Origin of the sequence: Pseudomonas sp. BW16M2, assembly GCF_014268865.1 — a bacterium.
GTDB classification, from domain to species: domain Bacteria; phylum Pseudomonadota; class Gammaproteobacteria; order Pseudomonadales; family Pseudomonadaceae; genus Aquipseudomonas; species Aquipseudomonas peradeniyensis.
The window spans coordinates 50471-73167 of record NZ_JABWRI010000031.1; the positions used below are offsets into that span (position 1 = coordinate 50471).

Annotated in this window: 20 protein-coding genes; 8 read left to right on the forward strand and 12 right to left on the reverse strand. The window is 61.1% G+C overall.

What is annotated here, in order from left to right; all coding sequences use genetic code 11:
• Positions 1 to 9 precede the first annotated feature (9 nt).
• The 3 genes from HU735_RS22215 (at position 10) to HU735_RS22225 (ending at position 3939) form a co-directional block, all read left to right on the forward strand.
• Positions 10 to 2163: a peptidase domain-containing ABC transporter gene (locus HU735_RS22215; RefSeq protein WP_186715356.1), complete on the forward strand. Its 2154-nt coding sequence runs from the start codon at positions 10 to 12 to the stop codon at positions 2161 to 2163.
• Positions 2160 to 3572, forward strand: coding sequence for a TolC family protein (locus HU735_RS22220; RefSeq protein ID WP_186715358.1), 1413 nt, complete (start codon positions 2160 to 2162; stop codon positions 3570 to 3572). Before HU735_RS22215 ends, HU735_RS22220 begins: the two co-directional genes overlap by 4 nt.
• A 127-nt stretch (positions 3573 to 3699) precedes the next feature.
• The gene (locus HU735_RS22225) at positions 3700 to 3939 is read left to right on the forward strand and encodes a hypothetical protein (RefSeq protein WP_186715360.1); all 240 of its coding nucleotides are present in this window, start codon (positions 3700 to 3702) and stop codon (positions 3937 to 3939) included.
• Between the two features lie 203 nt (positions 3940 to 4142).
• On the opposite strand, the gene HU735_RS22230 is transcribed toward HU735_RS22225, so the two are convergent.
• A complete protein-coding gene (locus tag HU735_RS22230) occupies positions 4143 to 4622 on the reverse strand; it encodes a hypothetical protein (RefSeq protein WP_186715362.1) in 480 nt (159 codons plus the stop codon).
• A 1132-nt stretch (positions 4623 to 5754) separates the two neighbouring features.
• On the opposite strand from HU735_RS22230, the gene HU735_RS22235 reads away from it, so the two are divergent.
• Both HU735_RS22235 and HU735_RS22240 read left to right on the forward strand, forming a co-directional pair.
• The gene (locus HU735_RS22235; RefSeq protein ID WP_186715364.1) at positions 5755 to 6867 is read left to right on the forward strand and encodes an SbmA/BacA-like family transporter; all 1113 of its coding nucleotides are present in this window, start codon (positions 5755 to 5757) and stop codon (positions 6865 to 6867) included.
• 36 nt (positions 6868 to 6903) lie between these two features.
• The gene (locus tag HU735_RS22240) at positions 6904 to 8049 is read left to right on the forward strand and encodes a cupin-like domain-containing protein (protein ID WP_186715366.1); all 1146 of its coding nucleotides are present in this window, start codon (positions 6904 to 6906) and stop codon (positions 8047 to 8049) included.
• Between the two features lie 51 nt (positions 8050 to 8100).
• Here the strand turns inward: HU735_RS22240 and HU735_RS22245 are convergent, their stop codons facing one another.
• From HU735_RS22245 to HU735_RS22255, 3 genes are all read right to left on the reverse strand, one after another.
• Entirely contained in the window at positions 8101 to 8283 is a 183-nt protein-coding gene (locus tag HU735_RS22245; protein ID WP_202888876.1) for a LuxR C-terminal-related transcriptional regulator, read from the reverse strand.
• 1452 nt (positions 8284 to 9735) lie between these two features.
• Positions 9736 to 9927, reverse strand: coding sequence for a hypothetical protein (locus HU735_RS22250; protein ID WP_186715368.1), 192 nt, complete (start codon positions 9925 to 9927; stop codon positions 9736 to 9738).
• 1076 nt (positions 9928 to 11003) lie between these two features.
• The gene (locus HU735_RS22255; protein ID WP_186715370.1) at positions 11004 to 11441 is read right to left on the reverse strand and encodes an Lrp/AsnC family transcriptional regulator; all 438 of its coding nucleotides are present in this window, start codon (positions 11439 to 11441) and stop codon (positions 11004 to 11006) included.
• Positions 11442 to 11574: 133 nt separating this feature from the next.
• On the opposite strand from HU735_RS22255, the gene HU735_RS22260 reads away from it, so the two are divergent.
• Positions 11575 to 12480 (forward strand): DMT family transporter, encoded by a 906-nt coding sequence (locus HU735_RS22260; RefSeq protein ID WP_186715372.1) that lies wholly within the window; start codon positions 11575 to 11577, stop codon positions 12478 to 12480.
• A 182-nt stretch (positions 12481 to 12662) separates the two neighbouring features.
• On the opposite strand, the gene HU735_RS22265 is transcribed toward HU735_RS22260, so the two are convergent.
• From HU735_RS22265 to HU735_RS22300, 8 genes are all read right to left on the reverse strand, one after another.
• Positions 12663 to 13523 carry a glutathione S-transferase C-terminal domain-containing protein gene (locus tag HU735_RS22265; RefSeq protein ID WP_051555768.1) on the reverse strand — a complete coding sequence of 287 codons (861 nt, stop codon included), beginning with the start codon at positions 13521 to 13523 and terminating at the stop codon, positions 12663 to 12665.
• A 1-nt stretch (position 13524) separates the two neighbouring features.
• The gene (locus HU735_RS22270; RefSeq protein WP_050706621.1) at positions 13525 to 14172 is read right to left on the reverse strand and encodes an NAD(P)H-dependent oxidoreductase; all 648 of its coding nucleotides are present in this window, start codon (positions 14170 to 14172) and stop codon (positions 13525 to 13527) included.
• Positions 14173 to 14378: 206 nt separating this feature from the next.
• Positions 14379 to 14816 carry a PaaI family thioesterase gene (locus tag HU735_RS22275; RefSeq protein ID WP_028692820.1) on the reverse strand — a complete coding sequence of 146 codons (438 nt, stop codon included), beginning with the start codon at positions 14814 to 14816 and terminating at the stop codon, positions 14379 to 14381.
• A gap of 11 nt (positions 14817 to 14827) precedes the next feature.
• Entirely contained in the window at positions 14828 to 15904 is a 1077-nt protein-coding gene (locus HU735_RS22280; RefSeq protein WP_186715374.1) for an acyl-CoA dehydrogenase family protein, read from the reverse strand.
• 10 nt (positions 15905 to 15914) lie between these two features.
• Positions 15915 to 17039 carry an NAD(P)/FAD-dependent oxidoreductase gene (locus tag HU735_RS22285; RefSeq protein WP_050706619.1) on the reverse strand — a complete coding sequence of 375 codons (1125 nt, stop codon included), beginning with the start codon at positions 17037 to 17039 and terminating at the stop codon, positions 15915 to 15917.
• The gene (gene asnB / locus HU735_RS22290; RefSeq protein WP_110739293.1) at positions 17036 to 18979 is read right to left on the reverse strand and encodes an asparagine synthase (glutamine-hydrolyzing); all 1944 of its coding nucleotides are present in this window, start codon (positions 18977 to 18979) and stop codon (positions 17036 to 17038) included. Before asnB ends, HU735_RS22285 begins: the two co-directional genes overlap by 4 nt.
• Positions 18980 to 19059: 80 nt before the next feature.
• The gene (locus tag HU735_RS22295) at positions 19060 to 19842 is read right to left on the reverse strand and encodes an enoyl-CoA hydratase-related protein (RefSeq protein WP_110739294.1); all 783 of its coding nucleotides are present in this window, start codon (positions 19840 to 19842) and stop codon (positions 19060 to 19062) included.
• Between the two features lie 5 nt (positions 19843 to 19847).
• Positions 19848 to 21035 carry a hydroxymethylglutaryl-CoA synthase gene (locus HU735_RS22300; RefSeq protein WP_186715376.1) on the reverse strand — a complete coding sequence of 396 codons (1188 nt, stop codon included), beginning with the start codon at positions 21033 to 21035 and terminating at the stop codon, positions 19848 to 19850.
• On the opposite strand from HU735_RS22300, the gene HU735_RS22305 reads away from it, so the two are divergent.
• Together HU735_RS22305 and HU735_RS22310 are read left to right on the forward strand one after the other, a co-directional pair.
• A complete protein-coding gene (locus HU735_RS22305) occupies positions 20958 to 21164 on the forward strand; it encodes a hypothetical protein (protein WP_162232977.1) in 207 nt (68 codons plus the stop codon). The two genes, HU735_RS22300 and HU735_RS22305, sit on opposite strands and share 78 nt — an antisense overlap.
• Before the next feature lie 454 nt (positions 21165 to 21618).
• The gene (locus tag HU735_RS22310; protein WP_186715378.1) at positions 21619 to 22521 is read left to right on the forward strand and encodes a LysR family transcriptional regulator; all 903 of its coding nucleotides are present in this window, start codon (positions 21619 to 21621) and stop codon (positions 22519 to 22521) included.
• The last annotated feature ends 176 nt before the right edge of the window (positions 22522 to 22697 follow it).

Consider the following 22697-nt stretch of genomic DNA (forward strand, 5'->3'; position numbering starts at 1 on the left):
AATGGACGCATGAACTACATCGACGCCATCACCCCGAGCCTGGGACGCCGTCTTCCGCTGATCCTGCAGACCGAGGCCACCGAGTGCGGACTGGCCTGCCTGGCCATGATCGCAGGCATGCACGGCCATCATACGACCCTGATGGAGCTGCGCCGGCAGTTCAGTGTTTCGCTCAAAGGCATCACCCTCAGGCAACTGATGCAGACTGCCGAGCGCCTCAACCTGGGCACCCGTGCGGTCAGGCTGGAGCTGAGCGATCTGAACAAGCTCAAGCTGCCCTGTGTGCTGCATTGGAACTTCAACCATTTCGTGGTGCTCAAGGCTGTCCATGGGCAGCACCTGACCCTGCATGATCCCGGTCAAGGGGTGCGGCAGCTGAGCTTTGCCCAAGCCAGCGAATGCTTTACCGGTGTTGCCCTGGAGGTATGGCCCGAGCAGGGTTTCGAGCAGCAGGCCGCCAAGCCCCGGTTGGGCTTGACCAAGATGCTCGGCCGTGTGAGCGGGCTGTACCGTGGCTTGGCCCAGGTGCTGCTGTTGGCGCTGGTGCTGGAAGTGTTCTCGCTGGTCAGTCCGTTCCTGTTGCAATGGACCCTCGACAACGTGGTGGTCACCCAGGACCGTGATCTGCTGACCACGCTGATGATCGGCTTCGGCCTGTTGCTGTTGATGCAGCAGCTGGTCAGCGCCACGCGCGCCTGGGTCATGATGCACATGAGCACGTTGCTCAGCGTGCAGTGGCGGGCAAACCTCTTCACTCACCTGCTGCGTCTGCCGATCCAGTACTTCGAGAAGCGTCACCTGGGTGACGTGGTGTCCCGCTTCGGGGCTGTCGATCAGATTCAGCATACGCTGACCGCGGCGTTCTTCTCGGCGATACTCGACGGCCTGATGACTGTCGCCACCCTTGTGTTGATGTTTCTCTACAGTCCGTCGCTGGCGATGATCGCTGTACTGGCGATGGTGGCCTATATCCTGGTTCGCTGGGCGTGGTATGGCCCACTGCGCCGTGCCAGCGAGGAACAGATCGTTCATGCGGCACGCCAGCAGAGCCATTTCCTCGAAACGCTGCGAGGGGTACGCACGCTCAAGCTGTTCCAGCGTCAAGGCGAGCGGCGCTCCACCTGGCTCGGGTTGTTGGTGGCCCAGATCAACGCCGGATTGCGCACGCAGAAACTGCAGTTGCTCTATACCCAGCTCAACGCGCTGATCTTCGGCCTGGAGAATCTTTGCACCATCGGTCTAGGTGCATCGCTGGTCATGGACAATCACTTCACGGTGGGCGTGCTGATGGCGTTCATGGCGTACAAGGGGCAGTTCGTCAGCCGTGTAGCTAGTCTGGTAGATCATCTGTTCGAACTGCACATGTTGCGTTTGCAGGGCGAGCGGCTGGCCGACATCGTCATGCACCCCCCCGAGGAACAGCGGGACGCCCCTCAGAGCGTGGACTGGCCCGCGCGCCAGATGACCATCGACATCCAGGGCTTGAGCTATCGCTACTCCGAGCACGAGCCGCTGGTGCTCGATGGCATTGACCTGCGCATTGCGCCCGGGGAGTCCGTTGCCATCACCGGTGCCTCTGGGTGCGGCAAGAGTACCTTGGTGAATGTGTTGCTGGGGATATTGCCGCCCACCAGCGGACAGATTCGCATGGGCGGACATGAACTGCGCCAGCTGGACATGGCGTCCTGGCGCGGGCGGATTGGCACGGTGATGCAGGACGACTGCCTGTTCGCCGGCTCGCTCGCGGACAATATCACCTTCTTCGAATCGAGCCCCGACCTGGAGTGGGCCATGGAATGCGCGCGCATGGCGGCCATTCATGCCGAAATCATGGCCATGCCGATGGGCTACAACACCTTGGTGGGCGACATGGGCACGGTGCTGTCGGGGGGGCAGAAGCAACGCTTGCTGCTGGCCAGGGCACTGTACAAGCGGCCGGATATCCTCATCCTCGACGAGGCGACAAGCCATCTCGATGTGGCCAGTGAGCAGCGGGTCAATGCTGCGGTGCGGGCACTCGCCGTGACCCGAATCATCGTTGCCCACCGTGCCGAGACGATTGCCTCGGCAGATCGGGTGGTGCGTCTTGAAGCGGGGCGGGTAGTGCTCGATCAGCGCGGGACGATGCTGTCGTCGGATCTGGGCGAAGCCGTTACGCCATGAGTGCAGCTGTTTTCAACCGCTGCTTGCTGGCGTTTCTGTGCTCATGGGCGTCCTGTGCCGCTGCACTGGATGTGTTCTCGACTGTCGACACCGTGGCACCCGGGGCCGTGCTCGAAGGCGCAGGCCTCGGGGCGGCATGCGTCGACGCGGCACTACCGGAGGTACTCACCCTGGAGGTAATGGTCGAGCGGGTGTTGTGCCATGATCCCCAGGTTCGGCAGGCTTGGGCGCAGGCCAAGGCTCAGGCGGCGCAGGTTGGGGTAGCGCGCTCGGCGTACCTGCCCAAGCTTGATGCCACCGCCACCTACAGTCGTGGGCGCAACGACACCCGTTATGAGGAGACGGATTCATCGGTCCACGGGCGTCAGCGTCAGCTCGACCATCGTCTGCAGCTGAGCTGGGTGCTGTTCGATTCCGGCCGGCGTGAAGCTGACCTTCGCAATGCGCGGCAGTTGCTGGTTGCGGCCAATGCGAATCAGGATGAACGCTTGCAGGACGCCTTTGTGCGGGCAGCCAGTCTGTACTACGACGCGTTGGCCGCCCAGGACAGGCAGCGGGCCGCTGAGCGGGTCGCCGCGCTAGCAGCTGAAAACCTCAAGGATGCAAGCGCCAAGTTCGACGCAGGTGCTGCAGCGTTGAGCGATCGTCTTCAGGCGCAGACTGCTTATTCGCAGGCCCGCCTGAATCTGGTTCGTGGCCAGGGGCTGGTGCGCGATGCCAAGGGTCAGATGGCCATGCGTATGGGGATGGCGCCGCAGACGCGGCTCATGCTGGCGCAAACGCTGACACGACGGCCGGATACCGCCTTCGTCAAGGACCTGGCCGCACTGCTTGAGCAGGCAGGCAACGACCATCCTGCGTTGATCGCCGCCAAGGCGAAGCTGGAGGCGGCAAAGGCAGTCGTTGTCGAGCGTGAGGCTGCCGGTCGCCCGTCGTTGTCGTTGATTGCCTCGCTATCGGATGTAAAGACCCATCAGGCCATGGATTACAGCGGTGATAGCCATATTCGTGACAACAGCGTTGGCCTTCAGGTCACCATCCCGCTGTTTGAAGGGTTCGGGCGCACCTATCAGGTTCGGGGTGCCCGGGCCAGGGTTCAGGTTCAAGAGGCAGAACTGGCGGATGCTCGGCAGCGAGTGGCGCTGGAGCTGTGGGCCAGTTACCAGTCCCTGGGGATCGAGACCCAGGCACTGGACAGAACCGCCGAGTGGGTGGAGCAGGCAATGCTCGCCTTGCAAGTGGTCCAGGGTCGTTATCGCTCTGGAGTGGGCAGCATGATCGAGCTGCTCAATGCTTCTTCCGCTTATGCAATGGCGGAGCAGGAGCATACAGCGACATTAAATCGTTGGCAGCTCGCGCGTTTGCGACTGGTGGCGAGTTTGGGGCGCCTGGGGTTCTGGGCGCTTTGATGGCTGTCATTGACAGGTCTGGCAAGTGGTACCTGGATATGTCGTCTGCGGGGCTGGGGGAGCAGCGGCGCGTGAGCCTGATGGAGCCTCGGCCATTCCTGGCCGGGCTTCAGGACTGGCAATGCACATGAAAGCCGATAACCGTTCAGGCTGCGAGGATGAGGTAATGGCAGATTTTTCGTTTCATGAGTTTTTCAACATTTTTGCCTGGGGGATGATAATGCTGGCGCTGTCGCGTCTACTCATAGAAGGGTTTGAGCGCATTGCTCGGCGTAGTGTGCCTCAGCCACTCAAGGTCGCCATCATGCTCCCGATGACGAGCTCGCTTGCTTTGCTCTGTGCTGCGTTGTTTCCATTCCCAGTATAGCAGGAGTGCCGAGCTTGCGTGTGAGCAACACGCGGGGTAACGAGCGTCAGCAGATTGTAGCCTGGGCGTAGTGTCGGCGCTGTTCAGGCCAGCCTGCAATGAGATTTCTGGATCAGCTGTCGAGCACAGGAAGGGTGGGCCTGAAGTAATAACGGGGGCGTCAGGCGGTTTGCGGCTGCTGACCGGTCAGCAGCTCTCGAGAATCAAACCGATGTGCTTTGAATAAGAGCAGGGGTAGCAAGGACTTTCTCAAGCTCGGCATGCGGGCCTTTGAGCTTAAGCCGCGTGTCATGGATTTCGATAAGGATTTTTTCGCTTTTACAGCGATGAAGCAGGCTGAACATTTTCTTCTTTTTCACAAACTCGCCACTGTCGTTTCGCGTGTAGCCAATGTTTTCAAGCGCGCTGTTTATCACGGTAGGGTCGGTCCCGGCTGCAAGCTCAAGCTGGGAAAGGGCGTTGTCGTGATACATGTTTTTTGTGGTTATTATCAGGAATGCCAAGATGCCGCAAAGTGCGGCCCCGGTCAGAAAGTGAGATGTCAGGCCGGTTTTTTGTAGCGCCAGAAATACCAAGGTTGTCAGAGCGATATTGGCAAGGATGTTTTCGCCCAAGGCCAATATCTTCAAGGGGTCTGCAGAGATCTGTTCGCTAAGTTTGGCACGTTTCAGTGTGTGGTGCATATTAACGGCTCGCAGTCATTGCTGTTGTTTGTTCTTTTAGGTAAACGACGCACGACCGTCGTGCGCCGAGTGTATCATGCGTGAATCAGGCGCCGCTTGTCTGTGGGAAGAATGAAGTGCCCCTGAACGGCGACGGGTCCCACGCCTTGGCAGCATCCTTCACGGTATTGTATGCGGCTCCCCCCGCCACAGCGCCTGCGCCGCTACCCAGAGCGGCGCCACCTACCGGGCCCAGTCCGGTCCTGGAGCCGATAGCTGCGCCTAAGGCACCTCCCAGTGTGGAGCCGACGTTCTCCATGAAGGTTGAACCGGCATCGGCGCCGGAAACCTGAGCCACTTCATATTCGGTGAGATCTCTCATCGCTTAAATCATCCTGTGCGAGATTGTAGGTGTTGTTGTCCTGGATAGGTCTCACGATATGCCATCAGTCGTGAGTACTGATGTTATCAGCGATGCGGCATAGGGCCATCCCTACACCTGTAGGGTGTCGGGGGCGACAGGGTACCGATAGACTTGATATCAATGATGGCTATGGGCTTTCTATTGTCGGTCGATAATGATGTGCAGAGTGGGTGGCATCAAGTCCTAGGCTCTGTACGAAATGTATCTGCACTCGCCCATACTGCGTTGAAACGGGGCTCGGAATGCTCATGTACTCCAGTACACTCCGCTTCCTCCCCCCGTTTCGCCTTGTCTGGCCTTCGCGCAGACACATTTCGTACAGACCCTAAAGGATGTGCGGAGTATGCTTTGGAGAGCACGCTATGAAGGGCTTTTTTACGATGGTTGCAACTATATCCATCGGGGTGATAGCGGGCGCGCTTGCCGACTATTGGATGGTTAATGTCTACATGAAATACGCTTTAATGGCAGTCGTCATCACTGCTTCCCTTCGTGTATTAAGTTGAATGGGGTCTCCGGGTGGTTGTTGACTGTTGGGGCGGTCTACGGAATAGCTCGGGCTGACTAGTGCAAGTGGCGCGTAGCCTGGCCAAAAAAGAGTTCTATTGGTTGTCGGGGGCGATCGAAGGTCTGGAGTATGCAGGTTGGTGTACGAGGACAGGATTGTCCGTGCCGTATCCATAGGGGGATGTATACCCCGCCAATAATAATTTATTAGTCGTGATGCCGATGAATCCAAAAAACACCATGGGGTGTGATGTCGCCCCTGAAAAAGCTTCATTTTACCGTAAAGTTTATTTGGTAGTAGCCCTGTATTGGAGAAGCGAAGAGAAACTGTTTGCTTGGTGTTCGCTGGTCGCGCTGCTTGTGCTGTCCCTTCTGGCCGTGGGCACTGCGCTGGCGATTAATGAATGGTACAAGCACTTCTACAACGCCATCCAGGAACTCGATGCCTACGCCTTCTATCGGCTTGTAGTGGTCTTCATTGTCATCGTGCTGTTCTCGGTGCTGCGTTCGGTATTGATCACTTATTGGGTCGATGTTTTTGCGTTGAGATGGCGCCGCTGGCTGACCAATCATTACTTGTCTGCATGGGTCGTTGAGTCGCAGCGCCCCGATCAGGTCGAGCGGCAGGTCGACAATCCTGATCAGCGCATAGCGGAGGATATCAACAAGTTTACGTTCGAGACCATCGACCTGGCATGCGGTTTGTCCTACACCTTGGCCAGTGTCGTGTCGTTCAGCGTGGTGTTGATCAGTATTTCCGGTAGTGCCCAGATGTGGGGCTTGAACATTCCTGCCTACATGTTCTGGGTCGCCATTCTTTATGCGTTTCTGGGCACCTATATCAGCCAGAAAATCGGTTTCAAGCTGGTCTCCTTGAGCAATAATCAGCAACGCTCGGAGGCGGATCTGCGTTATTTCCTGATCCGTTTTCGCGACAGTTCCAACGAGCACGCGATCTCGCGTGCTCGTCATGGCGAGAAAGAGCGGATCAGTGAGAAGCTCGATGTCAGCGTGGCGAACATGCGCCGTACCATCAATGTGAAAATGCGTCTTTCCCTGTTTACCGAGAGCTACAGCCAGCTGTCGCTGGTGTTCAGCAGCTTGTTGGCTGTTCCGCGTTTCTTTTCCGGCGCCATCATGTTTGGCGACGTCATGCAGATCAACTCGGCATTCGGCAATCTTTGCGGGAACCTGAGCTGGTTCATCAATGCCTATCACCGTCTGGCCGACTGGAAAGCCACGACGGACCGTTTGATCTCGTTCGACGGGGCCTTGGCCGAGCGTTCCGAAACCCATCGCGAAGCGCATGGGCATGGCACTGTCTTTGCCAAGTAACCTGATTCCAGGAAGGCGTGATCAGAGGTGTTCGACATGTTAGTGCAGTCTGCCCTGTCGTCATTGTTTGCAGGGGCAAGTGAGGTGGGGGTTGCGGGTACCTTCCAGTTCGTGTTCTCCGGGCAGGAACATTTTTGGGTGAGTCCACCGGCTTGCACCGAGGTCAATCCGGGCCTTCATCCAGATGCAGATGTCACTATCGCCATGGAGGCGTCGGTGTTTCTCGCCATCATGCGTGGTCAGTCCGATATTGAAGCGCTATTTGCCCAAGGACGGCTGAAAATCGAAGGTCGTATTGGTCTGGCTACGTTACTTCCACGTTTGGTCGGTCGATCATTGCACGCTGGCGACGGGGCGAAGGTGGAGATGGATCGGCGCTACCCGGCTCAAGCTCGTTTCAGCGAGCAGCTATCGGCTCGCCTGGACATGCAGGGTGGGATCGAGCGGCGTTGCGCACGGCAGCTGTCCGTCGAGGAATTCACAACCAGGTACCGGACAGTCGGCAGACCATTGGTACTTAGCTCGGCGCTTGACGATTGGCCGCTGGCAAAGATGTCTATGGGACAAGCCCTGGAGCACTTCGTCGATGTGCAAGGGATCAGTCGACACGGGGACTATGCTGGCCACGCGTTCTCTTCCGGGCGAGAGTTCAGGACCACCAGGATTCTGGATTTTGTCACCGAAATGGAGCAGGCGGCTCAAGTGAGCGGGGGCGAACCTGGGGCGTACATGGGAAACAACCAGGTACCGCAGCAATGGCTCGACCTGATCAGGTTTCCCGAGTTGTTCGACCGCTCACTGTACATTACACCCCGTTTCTGGTTGGGGCCGAAGGGGACACTGACACCCCTTCACCGCGATGACACCGACAATCTGTTTGCCCAGGTGTGGGGGGAGAAATTGATGCTGCTGGCCGCACCCCATCACCGGGAAGCCCTGGGTAGTTGGGCGACTTCACCGGATGGCGGGCTGGAGGGGTGTGATTTCAATCCAGACAAGCCGAACTGGGAGGACTTTCCGACCGCCCGGAGTGTGGATTTTCTTCCTGTTCGACTAGGGCCAGGTGACCTCCTGTTTCTACCGGAGGGCTGGTTTCATCAAGTCACCTCACTGAGCACATCATTGTCTATCAACTTCTGGGCCCATTCCCTGCGCGCCAGGCGAGAAACCGAGATTGGCTGAGTTTATCCCGGCAGCAGGAGTCTTGGTGCTGCTTGAAAGTGTTGTGTCAAATTACTTCGTGCTAAGTAGAAGGATGAGTTCTATGCGGTTGGTAACGCCTAATTTGTTGGTGACCGAGGATATGTGATCCCTCACGGTGTGGGGGCTGATCCCAAGCAGGCGTCCAATCTGTTTGTTCGTCATGCCTTTGCATAAAAGATGGGTGACCTCCTGCTCGCGCTTCGTGATATTCAAGAGTCACTCCTTGTCTTCTCTGAATGGTTCAGTATCCCAAGAAATCTTGTTGTGCTTGCGGTGATGTGTCGTTGCTTGCCTGCAATAACCTGGGTGGGGCTGTTGGGATAGAGGTGCGAGCAGATAAAATTCCTCAGTGTCAGTCGAGGAAGTTTGAATGTGTTATTCTAATATTTAGTGCTTCAAGTGTTGTCGCCAGGTTGACTTGTTGTTCTCTTTTGGGCGTCAGTTGGCGTGTTTTCGCTAAGAATCTAGCAAGATTAATCCGGGGTTTATTTAGGATAATTCCTAAATTATAAGCTCGCAGACAGGCTTCAGGGGGCGCCAGGAAAGCTCTCCTTCACGTGATTGCGAGGATGCTGCGACCATGAGGCAAAGGGTAAAATTTATTATCACTGCGCTAATCTCGACCTATCCGCAGACGACTAGATTCCTTCGCGGATCAGGTCGCCATCACCAAGGAACTGGAGCGGTGCGACAGTTCAGCGAAAAAAAGCGTCAGCTCTGGAGCTAGGAAGTAGGAAGGAAGAGGCATGCCAGATATTTTCAAATTGTTATAACGTAACATTTGATGGCTCGAAAATACTCCTGGTACGACAATGTCATCAATGAGCAAGATGTTTCAAGATGTTTCAAATTTGCACCTTTGAACCCAGGCTTTTCAAGGTGTTCGACGTTAGAGTTGCAGCGCCTATGAGATCAAGCGCCGCAAGGCCGTTCATACATCTATTTCGGGCCAGTCAATCCTGTGCCATTACAGGGTCCGCCTTGTGGGTACCACGCGGTTTCAGCGTGGGTACCACTGGCGCCTCATCTGTCTCAAGCCATGCACCAAGGCGGGCAACCATGGCCTGACAGGTTCGGCACGTTGCAAAAATGTAGAAGCGGCCTTGCATCGCGCGGGCGGCGCTTGATCTCATAGGCGCTGCAAGGCATTCGGCGGACACCTGGCGGCCCTTACTCGATCAATAGCCCTAGCGCCCAAAGACCTTGAAAGGGATGGGCTTGAAGGTGCAACAAAAAACTCACGAATCTTTATTCAGGGGGCGAGTGGTGCGACGAAATAGATCCAAGACGGTCCGCTTGTGGTAACAAAAATGCGCGAGCAAATAGGCTACCAAGACATTGAACATCACCACCGCGAGACTGCTGAGGGACGCTTCGGTAATTGGCATTTGTTGGTTGAAATGCAAAGCCAGCGAATTCGTCAGAAAAATCAATGAACACACAGTGATGATTCGTCGATACTTGTGCACCACGAATGCAGGTAAAATCACTGCTATGCACAAGCATCCCCAAAGGCCATTTAAAATGGCCAGCGAATCAAAAATCATAAGATACCTTTCATGCGCCATTATCAGATTACCCAAGCCCCTGTGCCAGTTTTTCAAGGCTCACAGAGACTTGGGGTAGGGTGCGCGCGGTAGCTCATGGTGTGCTGTGTTGGGTTGATCAATCAAGCCCGAATAATGTCACAACTCGCGAGGCTAGAAATAGGCCGAGTAATGCAATGGTTGGGACGGCAAACATGAGTAACCACTTGCCCTCGATGTTGATGTTGAACTTGGTGGAGAGGATGTTGGTCGCGATTTTTACCGTAAGGGCTAAAAAAAGAGTTATAAGTAAGGTCAATGCGATCAGCATGTTTTTCTCGTTGGTCCGATGTTGGCTAGCTATACCCTGCACGCCGCTACTCGATCTCCCAGTACAGCGTCTAAAACGAGATCGCTACCTCTTTGGTAACGATCTCTCTATCACCAACTTCTAGGCGCCGCTACTCAAGCGCCCAGAGTTCCCCCCGATCACCCCTACTCCATACCAAACGCCCGCGCCGCCAATAGTGCCTGCCACGCTCGCCGCTGGCCCCAAAATGGCCCCGGCCAGCGCCCCACCTCCAACGGCGGCAGCGAATTCGGTCGCACTGAATTTTCCGCCGCCGGTTACGGAACCGACGTAAGCTGCGCCACCGTATACGCCACCTACAATGGCGCCAGGAACACCGAAACCACCACCAGCCGCTTCAGCTTCTTCAATTGTTATCTCTCGCATTCTAACTTCCTTGGTAGAGTTGAGTAAGGGTTTGCCGAATAAATTCTCAAATGTCTCGCTAGCAAACCAGGGTAAAGGGTTCTCTAGTTTAACAGTTATGTCGATTTGCACCTGTCATGGTCTGGGCGAGACAGTGTAAGGTTTCGAGGCGTTTGGAATTTTCGGATGAAAGTCTCTTGCAGGCAATCCCTACAAATGTAGGGTGGGATTTCAACTGTAGATCTACATGTCGTACAAGATTTTTACGTTGTACGTGGAAATAGCGGGGCTGTTCTGGACTGGCGCCGCTATCGGGAGGTAGGTAAGTCAGCTCATTAATTAAGCATTAGTTCCAAGTGGCTAGCGCCACGAGTGCGCTTCGACAACGCTAGTTTACTGTGTCGGAAATAAGCTGTTCACTTTTGGCGGCATCTTGAGTGCCCGGCCAGCGTTGCCGCTCCTCGCCATAGCCCTTCTATGACTCGTCGCAGCGCCTTGGCCGGACACCTAAGCCACTCGCCAAAGTAGAACGTAGTTCCGAGACAGGACATTACGCTCTGTACGAAATGTATCTGCACTCGCCCATACTGCGTTGAAACGGGGCTCGGAATGCTCATGTACTCCAACACACTGCGCTTCCTACCCCCGTTTCGCCTTGTCTGGCCTTCGCGCAGACACATTTCGTACAGACCCTAATCCATCGGCGGCAACCGCCGCTTCACCGGCGTCTTCTTGATGATCGCCGTGTTGGTCTCGGCCAGCACGTTGAGGCGGTCGAGCAGCGTGTCCAGTTGCTCCATCGAGCGCACATGCAGGCGGGCGATGAAACAATCCTCGCCAGTGACTTTGTCGCATTCGGTGAACTCGGGAATGGCGATGATTTGCCGCTCCACCTCCTGCAACTGTCCCGGCAGCGGGCGAATCCGTACGATCGCCTGCAACTGGTAGCCGAAACAGCGCGGGTCCACCTCCACCGTGTAGCCGCGCAGCACGCCGCGCTCCTCCAGGCGGCGCAGGCGCTCGCTGACACTGGGCGCCGACAGTCCGCTGATCTGCGCCAGGGCCTTGAGCGAGCGGCGCGAGTCTTCCATCAGGGCGTTGATAAGCAACTGGTCGATTGCATCGGTCATGGCAGCCTCGTTAGGTGATTTTCAAGATGTGCCTTGATAGTAAAGGCGAGAGCACCGATATGCCTTGGTTATCCGCTGGAAGGTCGCCCTCGACCCTCCGCATACTGTGCCCATCGTCGACAGGAGGTGTGAGATGGACAATTCGCTGCGCCGTGGCTCGCTGGAAATGATCGCCGCCATGCTGATCTCCGGGACCATTGGCTGGTTCGTGCTGGTGTCCGGGCAGCCGGTGCTGGAAGTGGTGTTCTGGCGCTGCGTGTTCGGCGCCGGCACCTTGTTGCTGATCTGCTCGGCCATGGGCTTTCTCAAGCCGGGCGTGCTGACCCGCGCCACCTTCCTGCTGGCGGTGGCCAGCGGGGTGGCGATCGTCGGCAACTGGGTGCTGCTGTTCGCCTCCTATTCGCGGGCTTCGATTGCCATCGGCACGGCGGTGTACAACGTTCAGCCGTTCATGCTGGTGGGCCTGGCCGCGCTGTTTCTCGGCGAGAAGATCACCCCGGCCAAGCTGACCTGGTTGAGCGTGGCGTTCCTCGGCATGCTGGCCATCGTCAGCGCCCATGGCGCGGGGCAGGCCAGTGGCGACGAGTACCTGCTGGGCATTGTCCTGGCGCTGGGCGCGGCGTTTCTGTATGCCGTGGCGGCGTTGATCATCAAGCGCCTGACCGGCACGCCGCCGCACCTGATCGCGCTGATCCAGGTGAGCACCGGCGTCTTGCTGCTGGCACCCTGGGTGAAGCTTGGAGGATTGCCGGGTGAACTGCCGGCGCTCGGTAGCCTGGCGACGCTGGGGATCGTGCATACCGGGTTGATGTACGTGTTGCTGTACAGCGCCATCCAGCGCCTGCCCACGGCGTTGACCGGGGCGCTGTCGTTCATCTACCCGATCGCGGCGATCCTGGTCGACTGGGTGGCCTTCGACCATCGCCTGGCGCCGGTGCAGTGGCTGGGCGTGGGTCTGATCTTACTGGCGGCGGCGGGCATGCAGCAGGGCTGGTGGTTCCGGCCGGCCAGCGGCCGCGGCGTGGCAAGGCCTGAATGAGGTTCAGTTTGTAAGATCGGCGTGGTCTTGGCGTGTAACAGCCTCAAGGTGCTGAGCGGCAATCGGCTTCAACCCGTTGGGGCTGCTTTGCAGCCCTTTCGCGGCACAAGGCCGCTCCTACAGGGGATGCGCCTCCTGTAGGAGCGGCCTTGTGCCGCGAAAGGTCCGCAAACGCCGACTGCTCAGTTCAACCAGCTCAACGCCGGCCCCTGGGGCACGATCCGGGTCGGGTTGATGTGGTTGTGCGAGTAGTAGTAATGCAGCTTGATATGCGCCATGTCGATGGTGCGGTAGATCGCCGGGATCTGCGTCAGGCGTACCAGGTACTGGTATAGCGCCGGGTACTCGGCCAGGGTCTTGTGGTTGGTCTTGAAGTGCACGTAGTACACCGCCTCGTAGCGGATCAGCGTGGGCAGCAGGAACAGGTCCGACAGGCTCAGCTTGCCGCCCACCAGGTACGGCTGCTTGCGCAGCCGGTGCTCGAGGGTGTCCATGGCCGCGAAGAACTGCTGGAAGGCCTGGTCGTAGCTCTCCTGGTCCGGGGCGAAGCCCATGTGGTAGACCATGCGGTTGATGTTGGTGTGCAGCCACTGGTTGAGCTCGACGATGTCGCAGCTGGAGCGGTCGGGCACCAGGTCGATCGGAGTCTTGGCCAGGGGCAGCAGGCGGGTGGCCATCTGCAGCGCCAGCTCCGCCGAATCGTTGTGCACGATGCGGTTCTGCTGACGGTCCCAGAGCACCGGCACCGACTGGTTGCCGGTGAAGCCCGGGCGCGAGCGCTCGTACAGGCTCGACAGCAGGGTGACGTCCTTGTGCAGCGGGTCCTGGTCGTGCTCGTCGAACTCCCAGCCCTGGTCGTGGCGGCGCGCCGCCACCGAGGTGACGTCCAGCGCGTCTTCCAGGCCCAGCAGGCTCTGCACCAGGTGCACCCGGTGCGAGAACGGGCAGGCGTGGGAGATGTACAGGTGGTAGCGGTTGGGCTCGGCCACCAGTTCGCTGAGGAACAGCTCCTGGACCGACGGGTTGTCTTGGCTGCGGGTCATCTTACCTCCCTACGGCGGTGGCCAGGCTTGGGCATGGGCGTTCGCCGAGGGCGGCGATGCTGTGCTGGATCTTCAGGTTGGCGGCGGCCAGGCCCGCGGCCAGGCTTTCTTCGCCCATGCCCAGGCCTTCGGCGTAGATGAACTCGACGCTGTTCAGGCCGACGAAGCCCAGGGTCTGCGACAGCCAGCCGGCCAGGGTGTCGGTACCCTGGCTGTAGACGCCGCCGCTGGCGTTGAGCACGTGCACTGGCTTGTCGTCGAGCAGCCCGACCGGGGCGCCGTCGACGTAGGTGAAGGTAACGCCGCCGCGCACGATGTAGTCGACCCAGGTGTGCAGGATCGACGGTGCGCCGAAGTTGTAGCGTGGCAGGCCGATCACCACGCGGTCGGCTTCCTGGATCTCTTCGATCAGCTCGTTGGACAGCTTCAGCGCCGCGGCCGCCTCGATGCTGCTGGCATCACCGCCAAACAGGGCGTCCATGGTCACCGCATTGAGGTGCGGGATGGGTTGGGCGTGCAGGTCGCGTACCACCACCGAAGCTTCGGGGTTGACCTCTTTGAGCTGCTTGAGGAAGTTGTCCACCAGTTGGCCGGAGAAGCCGCCATCGGACTTGATCGAGGAGCGGATGACCAGGACCTTGTGATTCATTGCGAGAATCCTTTCAGTGATGTGTGTGATAGCCAGTCTTGAGCAATCGGGCGGGAGTGAAAAGCGCAGATAATCAGGGTATTACCCTTAAGGTTGTCATGTATCGCCAGGGGCTCTGTGCTGAAACGATCGCGGGGCAAGCCCGCTCCCACAAATCGCGTGGGAGCGGGCTTGCCCCGCGATGAACGTGATGGGTGATTACGCCATTACCACTCGCGCTTGAGCCTGAACTTGCTCAGCTGCGCGCTGGCGATGCGCGTCTGGCTGCCGTCGGCGTTGACCCGCCAGGCCTCGGCCTGGGTGAACATCAGGTTGCGGCCATCGCGGATCACCTTGGCGTGGAACAGCACCTCGGTGTCCCGTGGCGTGGCCGACAGCAGCAGGGTGTTGAAACTGTTGGTCAGGGCGTACTCGTCAGGCCCCAGCAGGGGCAGGGTGGCGAGCATGCTGGTGACGTCGAGCATCGAGTAGATCACCCCGCCGTGCAGGGTCTGGCTGAGGTTGTCGATGGCATCGGTGACGGTCAGCCGGCAGGTGCACTGGCCGGGGGACTGTTCCAGCATCTCCAGCCCGCAGTAGCGCTGGTAGGCGTGTTCGAGCAGCGCGCGCGAGTGCGCGGCGGCGTGGTCGCTGATGGTGCTCATGGTGTGATCCTTCACAGGTGCCGGGCGATGATTTCCAGCATGATTTCGTGGGTACCGCCGCCGATGGCCAGCAGGCGGGCGTCGCGGTGGATGCGTTCGACCAGCGAGGGTTCGACGCAGCCGTGGGCGCCATGCAACTGCACGGCGTCGCGGGCCAGGGTTTCCAGGGTCTGCACGGCGCTGTTCTTGGCGATGGCCACCTGGTGCGCGTCCAGGATGCCTTCGGCCTGGCGGGCCACGCAGGTGTCGACGAACTGGCGGCTGACCGTCAGCTGCGCGTAGTGCTCAGCCAGGCGCTGGCGGATCACCGATTTGTCGAACAGCGCCTTGCCGCCGACCTGGCGGCTCTTGCACCAGTCGATGGCGGCCTGCAGGGCCATGTCGGCGCTGGTGATGGCCATCACCGCCAGGTTCAGCCGCTCCTGCTGCAGGCTGGCCTGCAGCAGGCGGCCGACGCCACCCTTGCCGGTCAGGCGCAGCGCTGGCACGTCCACAAGCTCCAGGTCGGCAAGCGGCAGGCAGCGCCAGCCCAGGGCCTGGCGCGGGGTGTGGCGGATGCCGGCGGCGGAGCCCTCGACCAGGAACAGCGCCAGGCCGTCCTCGCAGTGGCCGACCATCAGCAGCCAGTCGGCGCGGGTGGCGTTGCAGATGAACGCCTTGTGCCCGTTCAGCCGGTAGCCGTCTGCCTGGCGCGTGGCCCGGCACTCCAGGGCGCGCAGGTCGGAGCCGGCCTGGCGCTCGGTGATCGCCAGGGCGATGCTCTGGCGGCCGTCGAGCACCGCCGGCACCAGGTCGTGGACGATCGGGTGGCCGGTGGCCTGCACCGCCTTGAGGCTGACGAAGTGCGAGCCCAGGCCCATGGTGATGCCCTGGGCGCCGCTGCGGGTCAGCTCTTCGATCAGCACCGCCACGGCCCGCGGGTCGTCCGGCAACTGGCGGTGGTCGTGGCCCAGGCCGAGCAGGCCGGCGGCGCCGGCCTCGCGGTTGAGCGTGGCCGGGTAGGCGCCGAGCTGCTCCCAGGCCGCCACGTTCGGCGTGATGCGCTCGCTTACGAAGGCCTGCAGGCGCTGGCGGTATGCGTCACTCATGGCGATCTCCTCAGAACACCGTGGTCAGGGCCAGGTCGTGGAAGCGCTCGACGATCGGTCGGATCCGCGAGGAGGTCATGGCGCTGTCCTCCTCGAAGTAGTACAGGTCGGTCATGTCGCGCATCACTTCCAGCATTACCCGCGAACGCTCGGCGGCGCGGATCTCGTAGCGCTGCAGGGCACTGTCGAGGCGCTCGTCGCAGCAGCCGACCAGGGCCTGGGCGAGCATGAAGGCGTTCTCCAGGCCCAGGGTCAGGCCGTAGCCGAGGGTCGGCAGCATGGCGTGGATGCTGTCGCCGAGCATCACCACGCGGCCGTTCTGCCAGCAGCCGGCGCCGGTCAGCGCCATCATCTTGTGGGTGAGGATCTGTTCGTGCTCGGTGGCTTGCATCATCCGCACCACATCCGGCGGCAGGTCGGCGAACAGCCGTACCAGGCCGTCGCGGTCGAGCAGCGGCTGGTTGCGGTGCTGGTAGGCGGCGAACCAGTAGCGGTACGGGCGGTCGGCCGCCAGCGGGTAGGTGACCACCCGCGAGAACTCCGAGGCGAAGATCTGGCAACGGTCGGGCAGCAGCAGCGGCGAGTCGAACTCGACCATGCCGCGGCTGGCCACCAGGCCCGTGTCGTAGGGCGTCAGGCCCGGTTCCAGGCACTGGCGCACGGTGGAGCCGACGCCGTCGCTGCCGATCACCAGGTCGAAGTCTTCCTGTTCGCCGTTGCTGAAGGTGACCCGCGCCTGTTCGCCGACCTTCTCTACCTTCTCGCAGCCCATCTGGTAGCGGATCTGCCCGGGGGCCAGGCGTTCGCGCAGCAGGCCGAACAGCTCGGGACGCGGGAACATCACCGCCGGCGCCGGGATCCCCAGGCCGTCCGGGCGCACCGGCTGGCTGTGGATCAGGCGACCGTCGCGGCCATGGGTGTCGAGAAACTCGATGGCCTTGCCGCGGCCGATGAACCCGGTGTCGTTGAACAGGAAGCGCAGCACCTGCACGCCCTGGGGCCAGACGTAGATGCCGGTGCCCGAGTCGCGCGGGCCATGGGCCCGCTCGTACACCGTGGCCTCGAGGCCGAAGCGCTTGAGAATCAGGGCGCAGGCCAGGCCATTGAGGCCGGCGCCGATGATCGCGATCTTCATGCGGCCACCTCGCTCAAAGTGTTCCAGCTCTGGCCGCTCATGCGGTAGCGGCGCTGCAGCAGGCACAGGCTGGTCAGCTCCATCAGCATCGGGTCGAGCAGGCCCTGTTCCTGGGCGCTGAGGGTCGGCAGCTGCTTGAGCAGGGTGCGGACCTTGGCCGCGTCGAAGAACGGCAGCGCGTCCAGGTCACGGCTGTGCAGGGTGTCCTGCACCAGCTGCCACAGGCGGCCTTGCTGCTGCAGGGTGGCCGGCGGGGCGCGGAAGTAGTGCTTCTTGCGCTCGTACAGGGCCTTGGGCAGGTAAGGGCGCATGGCTTCGCGGAACACGTACTTCTCGGTGGCGCCGCGCACCTTCATCCACACCGGCAGCTGGCAGGCCAGTTCGACCACGTGGTGGTCGAGCAGCGGCACGCGGCCTTCGATGCTGTTGGCCATCTCCATGCGGTCGCCCAGGGTGGTGAGGACGAAGTTCGGCAGGTACGACTTGGCCCACAGGTACATGGAGTTGTGCACCGGGTCGCGGTCGGCGAGCTTGCCGTGGTCGAGGCGGTCGAAGAACTGGCGGTACGGGTCGACACCGGTGAAGTGGTCGCGGAAGTCGCCGCGGTACAGGCTCTCCAGGGCCTTGAACCAGCCGGCCTGGTTGTCCAGCCACGACACGCCGTGCTTGAGCTGGTCGACCATCCAGTGGATGTCGTGGGGCATGTGCGCGTTGGTGTAGCCCTGCTCGTTGGCCTGGATGCGCTGGCGCAGCAGGTCGATGACTTTCGGGTCTTGTTGTTCGTTGTTGTACAGCAGCATGTCGCGGCGGAAGTGCGGGTAGCCGGCGAACACTTCGTCGGCGCCTTCGCCGGTCAGCACCACTTTCAGGCCGGCCTTGCGCACTTCCTTGCTGAGGATGTACTTGGCCACGCCGTGGGCGTTGAAGAACGGCGTCTCGTTGTGCCACACCGCCTGCTCGAAGTTGTCCGCCAGGTCGTCCTGGGTGATCTCGATGGTGTGGAAGCGCGCGCCGTTGTGCTCGGCGGCCATGCGCGCGAAACGGTTCTCGTCGTAGTCGTCCATGTCGGTGAACGACAGGTTGAAGGCGTCCAGCGGCTCGCCCTTGAGGGCGGTGGCCATGCCCAGCATCGCCGAGGAGTCGATGCCGCCGCTCAGGTACACGCCCATCGGCACGTCGGCGCGCAGGCGCAGGCGCACGGCTTCCTCGATGGCGGCGCGCACGGATTCGATCATGCCGGCCTCGTCGCTCGGCGCCGGGGTATCGCGGCGGGCGAATTCCATGTCCCAATAGCGGCCGCTGTGCAGGCCGCCGTGGTCGACCATCACCCAGCAACCCGGCTGCACGCTGCGCACGCCTTCGAACAGGGTGTGGTCGCGCAGGTAGAAGGCGCGGCTGGCGTAGGCGTTCTCGTCCCAGGTCGGGTTGACGCCGGCGGCCAGCAGGGCCTTGATCTCGGAGGCGAAGTACCAGTTGCCTTCATGCTGGGTGTAGAACAGCGGCTTGATGCCCAGGCGGTCGCGCACCGCCAGCATCAGGCGGCGACGGCGGTCGAACAGGACCATGGCGAACTCGCCGCGCAACTCCTTGAGCCCGGCCATGCCGGAACGACGGTACAGGTGCAGGGCGATCTCGCTGTCCGAGGCGGTCTTGAAGATCGCGCCTTCGGCCTGCAGCTCGGTACGGATGCGCTCATGGTCGTAGAACTCGCCGTTGACGATCACCGCCAGGTCGCCTTCGTCGGCGACGATCGGCTGCATGCCGTTGTCCAGGCCGATGATGCTCAGGCGGGTGTGGCCGAGCACGGCGCGCTCGCCCGGGTCACGCCACAGGCTGTGCTCGTCCGGGCCGCGGTGGTTGATGGCGGCCAGGGCGTCGAGGATCGACTGGTCGCTGATGCTGTTGCGTTTGGACTGGTAGACACCGATGAAACCACACATGGCAAAATCCTTTTCTCATAGGTCGGGCGTCGTCGGCGACGCCGGAACGGCGCGGGCTTCGTGGTCCGCGCACCCAGGGTTCATTGCGCCCAGTCGGGGCGGCTGCGTTCGAAGAAGGCGGCAAGACCGTGCTGGCCCTCGCTGGAGGTGCGCAGGCGGGCGATCAGCTGCAGGTTGCAACCCTGCTCGTCGAGCAGGTGGTCGCGGCCTGCCAGGCGCGCCAGCATCTGCTTGATCTCGCGACTGGCCTGGGGGCCGGTCTGCAGCAGGGTGGCCAGCCAGCGGTCGCGGGCCTGCTCCAGCTCGGCGGCGGGCACCAGGCGGTGGACCAGCTGCAGGCGCAGCGCGTCCTCGGTGCCGAACACCTCGGCCGAGAGCATGTAGCGCCGTGCCTGGCGCACGCCCATGGCGCGCACCACGTAGGGGCTGATCAAGGCCGGGGCCAGGCCCAGGCGCGCCTCGCTGAAGCAGAACCGCGCATCCTCGGCGGCCAGCACGTGGTCGGCGCAGCACAGCAGGCCCAGGGCCCCGCCGAACACCGCGCCGCGGGCCAGCATCAGCACCGGCACCGGGAAGTCGTCCAGGCGCTGCAGGACGTTGGCCAGCAGGCTGGCGTCCTCCAGGTTGCGCGCATGGTCGAAGTCGCGGCTGCGGCGCATCCACTCCAGGTCCGCCCCGGTGCACAGGTGCTCGCCGGCGCCGTCGAGCACCAGGGCGCGCAGCCCCGGGTGCTCGGCGAGGGCCTGCAGCTGCTCGTGCAAGGCCCCGAGCAGGGCCTCGTCGAGGGCGTTGCCGGCATGCGGACGGTTCAGGGTCAGGCAGGCGACCGCGGGTTGCGGCCAGCTCAGCAGCACGTCGCTCATGGTCGTCAGCTCGCCATCTTCAGGGACAGGGCGGTGCTCTCGTACTGACGGCGATAGCCCTCGCAACCGCCGTAGCGGAACGCGCCGCTGGTGACGTACGGGGTGCTGTAGTCGGCCACGGCCGGGTGGTTGTCGCCGTAGAACCAGCTGCTGTACTGCTCATGGCCCAGGCGGGTGCGGCTGGCCAGCATGCGCGCATGCGCCTTGCGCCGCGAATGGGCCTGGTAGCCCGGCACCACGGTGGCGCTGAAGAACTCGCCGACGCTGCCCGAACCGTAGCTGAACAGGCCGATGTTGCGGCCGGTCAGGTCCTCGTCGCTGTTGTCCAGCAGCGACAGCAGGGCGATGTACAGCGAGGCGGTGTAGCAGTTGCCGATGGCCTTGCCGTACAGCTGGCTGGTGGAGTAGGCCTTCTCGCCCAGGGCCTTGGCTGCTTCAGGCTCGATCGCCTCGAACACCGAGAAGGCTTTCTTCGCCATCTTGGTGAACGGCTGGTGGAAGCACAGGAAGCTCATGTCTTCCAGGCCCAGGCCGCCGTCGGCGCGGTAGCTCTGCCAGGCGTTGCGCAGTGACTCCAGGTAGACCTCGATCGACAGCTTGCCGTCGACCAGCGCGGTGCTACGCAGGTTCGGCCGCCAGAAGTCCGAGACGTCCAGGCTGTAGCGGCCCTGGTGCGGGTGCAGCTCCAGCAGGCGCGGGTTCTCGGCCACGATCATGGCCACGGCGCCGGCGCCCTGGGTGCATTCGCCCTCGGAGTTCTGCTCGTAGCGGGCGATGTCGGTGGCGATCACCAGTACCTTTTCGTGAGGACGCTGGGCGACCAGTGCGCGGGCCATCTGCAAGCCGGCGGTGGCGCCGTAGCAGGCCTGCTTGAACTCCACCACGCGGCAGTCGGCGCGCAGGCCGAGCAGGCTGTGGACGAACAGGCCGGCGGCCTTGGACTGGTCGATGCCGCTCTCGGTGGCGAGGATCACCGTGGCGATCGAGGCGCGGGTGGCGTCATCGAGCAGCGGCAGGGCGGCGTTGGCCGCCAGGGTCACGATGTCTTCGTCCGGGGCCGGCACGGCCATGAACTCCTGGCCGATGCCGACCAGGTATTTCTGCGGATCGATACCATGCCGTTCGGCAAGTTCTTCCAGTGCGAAAAAGTGTTGCGGTACAGACAGCCCAATATCATCAATGCCGATTTTCATGTGTATGCCCAATTATTTTTCACTGTTGAAAAAATCCCAAAATACACAACCGGTCTTGTTGTTCCGGTGCCAGACCCTGCTGGCCATTTAATTATTGCGGCTGAAGCTTTTGCCAAAAAAAGCGAATAATTCCGATGGGATTGATGACGCCTGTTCATGGTTTTTCAGGCGGGAAAGTTAAAGGTTTATTTATCGCGCGCAGCCGCGTGCCCCGTGATTCCACGCGGCTTGCGCAAAGGGGTGAAGGGCAGATTGTCGAACAATAGGGCAATTAGAATTTTCAATTGTTTTAATATGAAAATTTTATGGCGGTGTTATCGCCGGATTGACCTGTTGTTTCGGCTATATATTTATGCCGTATCGCTTGTGCATCTCTGCATGGTCGGGACTTCCTTGTCCATTATTCATCCATTAGTGCCGGGCACCGTGAGGGAGGTTGTTGTCGCATGAACCGCGCCGGGCGAATAGTGACAAAAAGTGCGCGCATCGCGGCATGGTCTTCATGTGTCGGGCGAAGCTGTGGTACAACCCCGCAGGACACAGGATTCGTCACCCGCAGGCGCGGGCATACAAGGAGGTAGTGGTGTTTTCCAAGATCAGTCTCGATCAGTGGCGCGCGTTCGTCTGCACGGTCGAGTGCGGCGGTTTCCAGCAGGCCGGCGAGCACATGTACAAGTCGCAGTCGGCCATCAGCCATTCGGTCAACCGCATGGAAATGCTCCTGGGCCAGGAGCTGTTCATCATCGAGGGCCGCAAGGCCGTGCTCACCTCCCTGGGCAAGGCCCTGCTGCCGCAGGCCAAGCATCTGCTGGGGGCGGCGCAGAAGCTCGAGCACCTGGCCAACCAGTACCAGCCCGGGCTGTTCACCGAGCAGGCGCTGGCGGTGGATGTGCTGTTCCCCATCGAATTGCTGCAGCAGGCATTGCAGGAGTTTGCCCTGGAGTACAAGGATCACCGTATCCGCCTGTACGAGACGGCGTTGTCCGGGGCCCGGGAGCTGCTGGAGGATGGCAAGGTCGAGCTGGGTATCGCCAGCAGCCTGCCTTCCGGCTACCTGCAGGAGTTCCTGCTCAATGTCTCGCTGGTCTGCGTGGTGGGGGCCAGCCACCCGCTGAGCGAGGCGCAGGGGGAGTTGAGCCTGGACGACATGAAGAACCACCGGCAGGTGGTGATCCGCGATTCCGGCACGCGCAATTCGCAGAACAGCGGTTGGCTGGGGACCTCGCAGCGCTGGACGGTGAGCAGCCTGGCGGCGGCCGAGAGCTTTGTCGAGCGGGGGATGGGGTTTGCCTGGTTGCCGGAGCATCGGGTGCAGCAGGGGTTGGCGCAAGGGCGGTTGGTGCGGGTCAACCTGCAGCATCAGCGGGAGCGGGAGGTGCCGATGTACATGGGGTATCCCGAGGAGTACCGGCACAGTCCCGAGGTGCGGTTGCTGGCGCAGATACTGCGGGAGCGGTGTCGGGAGTATCGGCCTGTAGTTGCTTGAAGGATCGTGGGTGGTGGTTTCGAGGGATGTAGGCGCATTCATTTGTAATGTCGACGCTTAGTCACCTTTCCGCCCTTACGGCGGGTCCCTTTTTGAAGCATCTGTAGAGACCGGACACATGGTGGACACGTGTACGGAGACATGGTTGACACTTCCTGGCAGCCCCTTTGCCAGGA